Source organism: Nocardia sp. NPDC041819 (assembly GCF_055590505.1).
Genome location: NZ_JBVJAP010000005.1, coordinates 415,930 through 425,973 on the forward strand (window position 1 = coordinate 415,930; position 10,044 = coordinate 425,973).

The 10,044-nt window shown below is 65.3% G+C and carries 8 protein-coding genes and 3 pseudogenes; 8 read left to right on the top strand and 3 right to left on the bottom strand.

Features of this window, described 5'->3' with window-relative positions:
- Positions 1 to 12: 12 nt before the first annotated feature.
- Positions 13 to 453, bottom strand: coding sequence for a hypothetical protein (locus tag ACZ6DL_RS18930; RefSeq protein WP_466052664.1), 441 nt, complete (start codon positions 451 to 453; stop codon positions 13 to 15).
- A complete protein-coding gene (locus ACZ6DL_RS18935; protein ID WP_466052666.1) occupies positions 450 to 1,286 on the bottom strand; it encodes an alpha/beta fold hydrolase in 837 nt (278 codons plus the stop codon). Before ACZ6DL_RS18935 ends, ACZ6DL_RS18930 begins: the two co-directional genes overlap by 4 nt.
- A 110-nt stretch (positions 1,287 to 1,396) precedes the next feature.
- Here ACZ6DL_RS18935 and ACZ6DL_RS18940 point away from each other — a divergent pair, with 110 nt between their 5' ends.
- From ACZ6DL_RS18940 to ACZ6DL_RS18970, 7 genes and pseudogenes are all read left to right on the top strand, one after another.
- Complete coding sequence (locus tag ACZ6DL_RS18940; protein ID WP_466052667.1) at positions 1,397 to 1,774, top strand: TetR/AcrR family transcriptional regulator; 378 nt, start codon at positions 1,397 to 1,399, stop codon at positions 1,772 to 1,774.
- A 378-nt stretch (positions 1,775 to 2,152) separates the two neighbouring features.
- Positions 2,153 to 2,551 (top strand): annotated as a pseudogene (locus tag ACZ6DL_RS18945) (type II toxin-antitoxin system Rv0910 family toxin); the annotation flags it as partial.
- A gap of 670 nt (positions 2,552 to 3,221) precedes the next feature.
- A pseudogene (locus ACZ6DL_RS18950) lies at positions 3,222 to 3,344 on the top strand (TetR/AcrR family transcriptional regulator); the annotation flags it as partial.
- Positions 3,345 to 3,371: 27 nt separating this feature from the next.
- Positions 3,372 to 4,682, top strand: a complete 1,311-nt coding sequence (locus ACZ6DL_RS18955) for an MFS transporter (RefSeq protein ID WP_466052669.1) — start codon at positions 3,372 to 3,374, stop codon at positions 4,680 to 4,682.
- Between the two features lie 27 nt (positions 4,683 to 4,709).
- Complete coding sequence (locus tag ACZ6DL_RS18960) at positions 4,710 to 5,315, top strand: TetR/AcrR family transcriptional regulator (protein WP_466052671.1); 606 nt, start codon at positions 4,710 to 4,712, stop codon at positions 5,313 to 5,315.
- 90 nt (positions 5,316 to 5,405) lie between these two features.
- A pseudogene (locus ACZ6DL_RS18965) lies at positions 5,406 to 5,625 on the top strand (hypothetical protein); the annotation flags it as partial.
- Between the two features lie 121 nt (positions 5,626 to 5,746).
- Positions 5,747 to 5,896, top strand: a complete 150-nt coding sequence (locus ACZ6DL_RS18970) for a hypothetical protein (protein ID WP_466052707.1) — start codon at positions 5,747 to 5,749, stop codon at positions 5,894 to 5,896.
- 51 nt (positions 5,897 to 5,947) lie between these two features.
- Here ACZ6DL_RS18970 and ACZ6DL_RS18975 read toward each other — a convergent pair whose 3' ends face one another.
- Positions 5,948 to 8,326 carry a serine/threonine-protein kinase gene (locus tag ACZ6DL_RS18975; protein WP_466052673.1) on the bottom strand — a complete coding sequence of 793 codons (2,379 nt, stop codon included), beginning with the start codon at positions 8,324 to 8,326 and terminating at the stop codon, positions 5,948 to 5,950.
- Positions 8,327 to 8,724: 398 nt separating this feature from the next.
- On the opposite strand from ACZ6DL_RS18975, the gene ACZ6DL_RS18980 reads away from it, so the two are divergent.
- Positions 8,725 to 9,327 carry a hypothetical protein gene (locus ACZ6DL_RS18980; protein ID WP_466052674.1) on the top strand — a complete coding sequence of 201 codons (603 nt, stop codon included), beginning with the start codon at positions 8,725 to 8,727 and terminating at the stop codon, positions 9,325 to 9,327.
- Positions 9,328 to 10,044 lie beyond the last annotated feature (717 nt).

The following is a 10,044-nucleotide window of genomic DNA, read 5'->3' on the forward strand; positions in this document are numbered from 1 at the left end:
GCATTTCCAACCTCAGAAGTCGGGCACGGCAGGAACTTCGACGGCGGGCGACATCGAGGCGGCCTGAGCACTGACAGTCCGGCCCATGTCGGTAGTGACGATGGAGGCGAGGTATCCATCGGGGCGGATCAACAGCAGGGTGGAGTCGGTGACACCGTATGTCTGGGCGAACGAGCCGGCGATATCGCCGAGCACCACATCGACATTCGGGGGCTCCCCGGCATCGACGGCGATCTTCATCAGCCCTGCGCCCGCCGACGGCCACGGCATAACCGCCAGTTCCTCGGCTGCCGCACGTCCGTAGGCGATCGCGGTGAAGTGCGCTCCGGTGAAGAGTCCGGTCATCTCGTAATAGGTGGTCCCGGCACTGCATTCGAGGAAATCACCGCGCAGTTCCGCGCGGGTGGGCTGATCAAGGTGGCGGGTTTCGCCGCGCGCTACGAAATACTTCATCGTCGGCTCCTTTTCGGCGTTGCCGACTCGGCGGTCAGAAAGTCCAATAGCGCGCTCGCGACCCATTCCGGATCCTGCGTCGGGCAATAGATGACCGCCACTGGGATGCGCCCGTTCGAGGCTGCCGGTGATATCGCGGCTGAAATACTGTCCGTCGACCGAGGCGCTACGCAGCACCAACGTGGGCACCCCGATCGCCGGGATCTCGGCGGTGCGATCGATCTGCTCTGCGTTGGCGAAGTCGATGGACGCCTGCTGGTTACCCGGCCGGTCAGCATCGCGTACACCCGATCGACCATCGCGTCGTCCACCACCGACTTACGTGAGCCCACGGCCGAGCGCAAATTGCGTTCGGTCGCCGATCGCGACGACAGGTGACTGATCAGCACGCGTCCGATCGGGTTGCGTGCCAGGCGCAGCGCCAGCGGCAACGACTTGCCCGAATAGCCGATGGCATCCATCAAAACCAACCGGTCCACCCGGTGCGCATAGTCCAGCGCGAAATTCCAGGCGATATTGCCGCCCAGGGAATTGCCCACCACGGAGACCTTCGCGACCCCGATGGCGTCCAGGAAAGCGGCGATCGTCTCGGCGAATACCGCGATGCGGCAGTCCCGATCGCCGCGCGGCCCGGTGAGACCGAAGCCGGCCAGGTCGGGGCGGATCACGTCGAATGCGGGCAAGCCCGCGGCCACCTGGCCGAAGCAGTGCAGCGAGGATCCACTGACGTGCAGAAGCAGCACCGGGGATCCGGTCCCAGCGCGCTTGTAGTGGATGTTGCGGCCCTCGACGATCGCGAAGCGCGAATCGAGGTCGGCTGCTCGTCTACTCATAGTGGTAACAGTGTTGCCGATATATGCCCCCAGGTCAAGCTATACCGGCAACATCGTGACCGATATACTGATCATGCGTCCAACCCCGTCGACGACCAAAGGACGCACGTGTGAGCACTGCAGATTCAGACGCCGGCGCGACGCCCCCCGGCCGCCCGCGAGTCCCCTTCGGCAGGATCGTGACGACCGCGCTGCACACCGTCGACGAGCAGGGAGCCGACGCACCTTCGATGCGCATACTCGCCCAACGACTCGACACCGGCACCGCGGCGCTCTACCGAGCAGTCGCCAATCGCGCCGAGCTCCTCGCCCACGTGGCCGACTGGGCCCTCGGCGAGATCGACATCGCCGACGACGAGATCGGCGAGGACTGGCAGCGCGCCTGCATCGCGGCCGGGACGCGATCTTCTCCGTCCTGCACCGCCACCCCGGGATCGCACTGCTCATCGCGCAGGTGCCGATCGGGCCCCGTCGCCGGCCCTGCGTGAGCGGGCCCGGCAATGCTGCTCACCCATAGGTTTTGCCCCGAAATCCGCGGCTCGCCTACGCCACGATCGCCCGCTATGCCATCGGCTTCGCCGCACAGCCGCAGGGCCACAGCACCGATGCCACCATCGAGCCCGCAACTCTCACAGTGCTCTATCAACAGCTCGATCCGGCGCAGTTCCCCGCCACGATCGCCGTCGCCGATCATCTGCCGGCACAGACCCTGGAAGCGAATTCCACTTCCGCCTGCGCTTGCTGGCCTTCGGGCTCGTGCCGCTCCGCTGTGGCGCGAGCTACTCTAATTCGGATACACTGTAGCCGAATTAACCTTCCGGGCCAGGAGAGTCACATGCGTACCGTGCAGACCAGCCAGCTACCAGGCCAGCCCCAATGAGGTCTGGAAGGTCATCGGCGATCCGTCGCGCTGGGGCGATTGGCTGGTGATTCACAAGTCGTGGAAGAGCGCCGTCCCAGCCCAGCTCGCCAGCGGCGACACCGCCACCGCGGGCGCGAGCGTGATGAATATGCCGGTCACCATCGACTGGACTTTCGAGAACGTCGACGCGCGACGAGCCCTCACCATGGGCGGAACCACCAGGGCCGGCGTCAAATTGGCACTCGCCATCAGCCTGCGAGACGAAGCCGCCGCCACTACGGTCGACATCACGGCCAGCATCGATGGCGGCATGATCGACGGCCCGATGGGCGGGGTGTTCAAGAACTCGCTCGTCGGCGCCCTCGACAAATCGCTGAAGAAGGTCCAGGGCCTGGTCGCCTGACGCCGTTGACCGACTCGAGGAAAGTCATTGCCGTGATGGGATGTTCAGGCCAGGTGGCCGAAGTCTTCGTCCGTGGCCTCGCGACGGTCGTGACGATCGAGTACCGGCCACCGAGGACCTGATCGATCCGGCGGCCGTCGGCGAGGCGGACGTTCGGGACCAATCGCCCGGCCAGGCTCTTTCCGAACCGGCCTCGCTGAACCATGCCCGACCCGGCGCAGCGGCGGGGTTTCCCAACTGGCCGTGCTGGTGCTGAAGCCAGGGATCCGATGCAGATGCGGTGCACTGAGGCGACGGAGCAGATTGCCGAGTTCACCGCCCTCGGTCATGGTGGTTCCGGTCAGCTTCGCCAATCGGATCAGGCTGCGCACGTGCGGTTTCGCTCGACCTCGTGGGTGTCCAGTGCGGTGGCGCGGAGCTGGGCGCGCAGCACCCCGGCAATTCGTGCAGACCGGCGACAATCCGCACCCGCAATCGACTCGGATAATTCAGCTCGGCACCGACCCCGCCCGGGCTCTTCGGCAGCGGGCTCACCGCTCACATATTCTGATAGTATCGTCACTCACGAAACTATCATCAGTCAAGTGTCGACCACTCCCGCTCTGCACGCCCCCGGCGCTCCAGCTCCGCGCCTTCGATATCGAGGTCGGGGACGACGCGGGCGAACCAGGATGCGGAGACCAGCGACCGAGTCACCGAGGACCTGCTCCGCATGTTCGGGGTCCCTCCGGAGGAAGCCGAAGATATCTATCGACAGCCTCTCCCTCACTTCGGCAGTTCCTGCGCTCCATAATATCGGTCACACTGTTGCCGATAAGCGTTGACGGAGCGTCCGCCGTCTAACAGTGTTACCAGCATGAGAACCCTGCAGGCGTCCGAGACGCGTATCGAAGACGCAGCCACCACCGCGAAAGACGCCCCAGCGATCAAGGCGATGCTGCTGGTATGCCTGGCCTTCGCGGTCGTCATGCTCGGGACAACTCTGCCGACTCCGATGTACACCCTGTACGCGGCCGAACTCGGATTCGGCATCGACACCTCCGCCATGATCTTCGCGACTTACGCGGCGGGTGTCATTGCTGCGCTGATTCTGTTCGGCCGATGGTCAGACTTCCTCGGACGCCGGCCGCTGCTGCTCGCAGGTCTGGCCTGTTCCGCAGCCAGCTCATCGATGTTCCTCACCGCAGAGTCGGTGGCGCAATTGCTACTCGGGCGCGGGCTGTCCGGGTTGTCGGCCGGATTGTTCACCGGGACGGCGACCACCATGATCGCCGAGGCCGCACCGGCGTCTTGGAAGACCCGAGCCGTGGTCGTGGCAGGCGTGACCAATATCGGCGGGCTGGGCATCGGACCGATACTGTCAGGAGCACTGGTGCAATACGGTCCGTGGCCCCTGCGCGTTGTTTTCGCCGTCCATCTGGCGCTACTCGGCTTGGCCGTACTGGCGATCGGACGAACCGCGGAAACCGTTGCGCCACAACAGCATAGTCGCCTCACCGTACAGCGGCTGTCGGTCCCGCCCGGGACAGGCCTCGCCTTCCTGCGGGCCGCACTGGCAGCTTTCGCCGGCTTCTGCGTGATCGGCCTGTTCACCTCGGTCATGCCGACATTTCTCAATCAGTCGTTGCACGTGCACAACAAGCTCATCACCGGAGTATTGGTCTCCACGGTTTTCGCCGCGTCGGCCGGCGCCCAGATCGCGGCCCGGGGCTGGCCTGTGACGGCGGCGCTGATCCTGGGTTGTGCGGGCTTGACCCTGAGCGCCGTGCTCATCGGGGTAGCCCTGACCGTCGGGTCGGTGCCCGCACTGATCGCGGCAGCGGCGGTCGGCGGCGCCGGACAGGGCGTCAGCTTCACCAAGGGCCTCGGCGCGCTGGTGCGGACGGCCCCGGCATCACGACGCGGCGAGATCGCGTCCAGCTATTTCTTGGTCGCCTATCTCGCAATCTCCATCCCCGTTGTCGGCGTGGGGTTGGCCGCCCGATATTGGAGCCTGTCTCGCATCGGTCTGGTGTTCGGAACGCTCGTCGCGGTCGTGGCGATGCTGTCGCTGTTGGGTACGGTCCTGACCGATCGTTTCCCTACCCGGCTCGCGCGCCGACCGAATAACGGCCGCTATCGTAAGTACTGAACCGTACTTCCCAGCGAAGAGGCCGCATTGCCCGAGACCACACGCGTTCGCCGACCTCGCCTGACACCCGCACGCCAGGTCGAGTTGCTGACCACGGCGCTGGACCTGCTGATCGAGGTCGGATACGAAGCGTTGTCGATGGACAACCTTGCGGCGCGGGCACATTGCAGCAAGGCGACGCTGTACCGGATCTGGCCCACCAAGCCGCAACTCATCGCCGCAGCCCTGCGCGCGACCGGACCGACCGACGCGAGCGACATCGATACCGGAAGCCTGCGGGGCGACCTGGTGGCCATGACCGAAAGGTTCGTGCCTCGAGCGGAACAGGACACGGCACTGGTCGCCGCACTCAACCACGCTGCGCTGACCGATCCCGAGTTGGCGGCCACGCTCCGATCCGCTCTGCTCGAGCCCGACACGGCCGCCCTCGCCCGCTTCATCGACCTGGCGGTGCGGCGCGGCGAACTGCCCGCGCGACCGCCTGCCGCGGAGCTGTTGTCGCACTTGCTCTTCGGCGTTTTCGTCACGCGCCCGGTTTACGACGGCTCCTTCGCCGATACCGCCTACCTGACCCGGTTCATCGACGACATCGTGCTGCCCGCGCTACGCGTCCCCGCCCGCGCTGCCCGATAGGAGACGCGCCCCGCACCTCGAATAGTACGGCTGCGTTTCTCCGAGCCCCCTGTCTACCTTCAACTAGAACGCCTTCGTACTACATGAGAGGTGGTCGATGTCCGAGCACACGGCCGTCGCACTGTCCAAGACCTCCGACGGCACTTCCTCCGCACAGCCCGAGCGGCTCGAAGTGGTTGCTGCTCATCGGTGGTGCTCGACGCGACCATCGTGAACATCGCCCTCGGCGCAGCAGGATCTCGGCTTCACCGACGCTCAGCGCCAATGGGTGGTCACCCCCTACGCGCTCGCCTTCGGCAGCCTGCTCCTGCCGGCACCGCCACCGACTATTTCGCCACACACGGCCCTGCCGACCAGGCTGTGTTCGCGCAGTCCCAGCTCACCAGCTATTCGACCGCCTACTGGTGGTCGGCTGTTGAGTACGACCCACGTTGAGAAGGTCCGACCGCACGCAAGGACTCGACCAGGTCGGCGTCGGCGGGGTCGGTGGCGGAGTCATCGCCGCGTCGGCGGTCCTGGGCCGTGACGCCTGTGCCGATGTCACCGCCGCGTCCCCGGCTGCCGAGACCTCGGCAACGTAGTAGCTGCGGTGTCGAGGTGGCGCCCGACCGGTGCAGTACCAATCCTGTTGGTCAGAAGAGCCTCAGGTTTCCGACATAGACCTTGTCGCCGATCACGACAGGTGTGTACTCGCTGGTGATCTCCCAGACTTCACCGTCGCGGTTCCACACTTCGAGTGAGTTGCCCGAACGGGCCGAGTCGGTGCTGACGGCGATCCGGCTGCCGTCGGTGCCGAGCTGGGTGCCTTTCGGTACGAGGCCGGGGATCACGTACTCCCCGGTATAGGCGTCCACCACACGGCCCGAATCGGTGGTGAGGATCAGTGTTCCGATCCCGCGCAACAGGAGTCGCTCGGGCCTGTTGTCGGCGCCGAATGACTTGTTCTGCCACAGGATGATGCCGGTGCGTGGGCTGATCCCCGCGTAGGTCGTTCTATTACCCTGCGTCTGAATGGCGGTCGGCACCGAAGTCTCTGCGGGCCCCTGCCCGACCGGCGTTGTCGGGCGCTCGCTGGGTCGCCAGCCCTTCGGTAGATCCGCGGTCTTGATGCCATTGCGGTCGTAGATCCCGGTCGGTGACCGGCCGTCGGCGACGACGAATCCGTCGATGAAGACGTTCCAGTCCTTGTCACCGATCTCTTCGGCGGAATCACGCCGGAACACCTCTTCGCCGTCTTCGAGCCGGATCACGCGGAACTCCCACTTGGACAACGGTTCCGACGGGTCGGGTGCGGACTTGACCACGGCCAGCCGGACCAAGTCGAAGACTTCCATCGAGTGGCGCGGTGCCGTCGACCCCGACCGCGGGTTGGCATCGGTCCAGCGGATCGCCGGAAGTTCCCGGCCGTCCTCACTGATAGACCGCAGGGCCGGCAGTTGAGACTGAACCGTCCTGTCCACGAATACGAAACGCCCATCTGCGGCTGTCAGGCTGTCGATCTGGCCTATGGCGGGAAAGGTGTCGATGATCCGGCTCGCCACGAGGTCGACGACCACCACGGCATCGGAGGGCGCCGACGAGCTGTCGAGGTGACAGGCCGCTGCCGCATGACTTGCGCTGACGACACAGCGGCTGAGGCTTCGTTGGCTAGTGTCCACTGCGATTGGCTCGGTGCCGGCCCGAAGCCTGCCGGTGGCCGCATCGACTACGGCGAGGTAGTTGATGCGGTTCGCGTCGGCCAGGTGGACTCTGCGGCCGAAGATGACGACTTCGGAATCTCCGCCGAGCGCTGACGCGCCGTCCGACTGGGAACCGGGAGGGCCAGGAATATCCTGCAACGTCCATATAGCGCTGTCGGGCCGCTTGTCGAGCGAGGGCAGAATCGGCGTCACGGGTTGGCGGGGCAGTCGCGCGGCTTCCTCCGCACCCGCGTCGCGCATGAATGCCCGGACACCCAGCAAGCCGACGACGACCAGCGCCACCGTGACCACCATTGCTCCGATTAGGCGGCGGCGAGCGTTTCGTGATCCCGTGCCCCCGGGACCCGGCGGCATCGGCGGGGCCGGACGATGGGGTCCGAGCCCGAGAGGGGCCTCGCGTACGACGGTGGCTGCGTAGCGGTCGGCCGCCGCCGCGATCGGTACCGCTGTTGCGGCTGACGATTGTCGGTGGGTCGCGGGCGCGGCGAGGGCGTGACCGAGGGCGGCCGCGAAATCCTTGCTGGTGGGGAAACGATGCTCCGGACTCTTCGCCATCGCCCGTCCGATCACCGAATCGACGGCCAGCGCGAGATCTGGCCGATACTCTCGCACACTGGGAACGGGCTGCTGGGCGTGAGCCACGATCACCGCGACGGGGTTGGTGCCGGTGAACGGCTGCGCGCCGGTGAGCAGATGAAAGGCGGTGGCGGCCAGTGAATACTGGTCGGATCGCGGCTCGACGGGCAGGCCCCGCATCTGCTCAGGGGAGGCGTATGCGATTGTGCCGAGGGTCAAGCCCGTTCCGGTGAGGTCGGAGTTCTCCGGTCCCATTCGTGCGATCCCGAAGTCGGTCAGCAGGTAGTGGCCGGTCCTGGCGAGCAGAATGTTGGCGGGTTTCACATCTCGATGGATCAACCCCCGAGCACCCGCGTAGTCGAGCGCATCGGCTACCTCCATGATCGCGCGTGCCACATCGGCACCGGGCAACCCGCCCGGCGAGCAGGTGAGCGACGCCGATAAATCGATGCCGTCGATCAGCTCCAACGCGATCCACAACCGCCCGTCGGATTCCCCACGATCGTGGACGCTGACGATGCCGGGATGCGACAGCGATGCGGCGAGGTCGGCCTCGCGCTCGAAACGACGTCGGTACGAGTCGTCGCGGGTGAACTGCGCGGCAAGCACCTTCACCGCGTCGGACCGGGGTAGCCGTGGATGTCGGGCGACGTAGACCTCGCCCATGCCGCCGACACCGAGGAGGCGTTCGATGGTGTATCCGGCGAACACCGACCCCAACTCCAATGCGGCCAACGTTCGATACCTCCGATACACGATGGTTGATTGATCACACCGTATCCCGAGTTCGTCGGCAACTCTCCGGACCGGTCACAAGGGTCGAAGACTCGGGCCGGTCAAGACAGCCACCACAATCGACGTCCTCTCCGACGACCTCGCCACGACGACGAGTGCGGGCTGCTGATTGACACGATATGCGGCGATGTCGTGATCCCGGCTGGTTTCGCACGCGATGATCGCTAGTTCCAGACGCTCGCATCCTTACTTCGACGACACCACACGCTCCGGCCGGAGCTTTGCACCTGCGCCGGCCGAGCGCTCAGCGGCATCCCACTGCGTTGGACCGACACTCAGCCAAACAACTGGTGACGATTTCCGCTGCGGCGCAACAAATGTTGGCATGCTGAGGGATCATGGTTAGTGTTCTTGTCGCGGTCGTAGGAGTGTTGGGAACCGCGCTCGGAGCTTCGCTCACGGCCATCATCGCGGCCCGCACCGAGAACCGTCGGCAAGCCGCTTTGGAGCGGCTGCAGGCGCAGCAAGTGTTGACCCAGCGCAATGCTCAGGCACTGGAAGTGCGTGTTGAGCATTTGCGATGGCGCCGTGAACGTCGGCAGTCCGCCTACCTCGACTTTCTTGATGCCGTCGACGCCGCAGACCGCGCCAATCAGCTGTACTTCCGCGACCGCCGCGCGACCGAGCCTGTGCCTGTGCCTGTGCAGCAAGCGCGTGTATCGGAAGTGCGGCAGCTGTTCAAAGACGCTGAGCAGCGGAGGAACAGGGTCTTGCTCGAAGGCCCCTCGGCTGTAGCCGAGTCTGCTCGCAAACTGATCGAAGTGCAGGCTGATTTGGTCCGAGAGGTTCGAGAGTTCGGTCAGGTACACGCAGTAGCGGGCGAAGATGCTTTCGAACGGGCACAGGCGGCCGAAGCGACTGGACTGAGCTACATGGCAGCCCATCGTGAATTCATAGAGGTGGCACGAGCGGCGCTGGACGAGGTAATCGACGAGAACTGATCCGGTCAACTCCGGCCGGCCCGACGATCTGGCCGAGCCCGCAGCGACCTCGCACCTCAACCCTGAGGGAGTACTCACCGAAACTGTGGGGTAGCGCCCATCAACGGCCTTCTACAGCTTCCATCCCGAGACGCAGAGCGCCCGAAAGGCGGCCACCACGCTGAAATTGGCAATACAGTGCGTTCATCGGACATGCCCACCCGCCGATGCTCGCCGAGCCCAGTAGATCTGTGGCGCATCGTCCACATCAAGGCCAACCGCGAACCGCCAGCAGGGATCACCAGCGTGAGAAGAAGCCCGCTCCGAGCGCGCTCACCGAGACCACCGACGAACTTCGACTCTGCACCCAGTGCGTCTCTGCGTTTCGGCCGTGCGTGTTCTGCCGGCTTGATCACGGTGCGCGACACCGATCGCGATGTCGGCAGCCTGTATGGGCCGACCGTTGCTGTGGCGCTCACAGGTGGCGACAGCGCCGCGGTCCAATATCCGGCTCACAAGGTTCGCTGCGGCCTGGATGGTTTCGTTGTCGGTGCGCGGAACATGACGGCGGGGCAATTCGTGCAACGCTCATCCGGTGGTGAAGGCCTCTGCCAGGGTCTCATTCGATGCCGCGAACCTGGTGCAGCAGGCGGCCCGGCATGAGTGACAACACCGGTCACTCCCGGGAATGGACCGACGAAGAACTCGCCTACCTCGATGAGATCCAACAACGACTTT

Excerpts from the sequence above, each read along its gene's own strand:
- ACZ6DL_RS18930 (WP_466052664.1), bottom strand. The coding sequence starts at position 453 with ATGAAGTATTTCGTAGCGCGCGGCGAAACCCGCCACCTTGATCAGCCC.
- ACZ6DL_RS18935 (WP_466052666.1), bottom strand. The coding sequence starts at position 1,286 with ATGAGTAGACGAGCAGCCGACCTCGATTCGCGCTTCGCGATCGTCGAG.
- ACZ6DL_RS18980 (WP_466052674.1), top strand. The coding sequence starts at position 8,725 with ATGGTTAGTGTTCTTGTCGCGGTCGTAGGAGTGTTGGGAACCGCGCTC.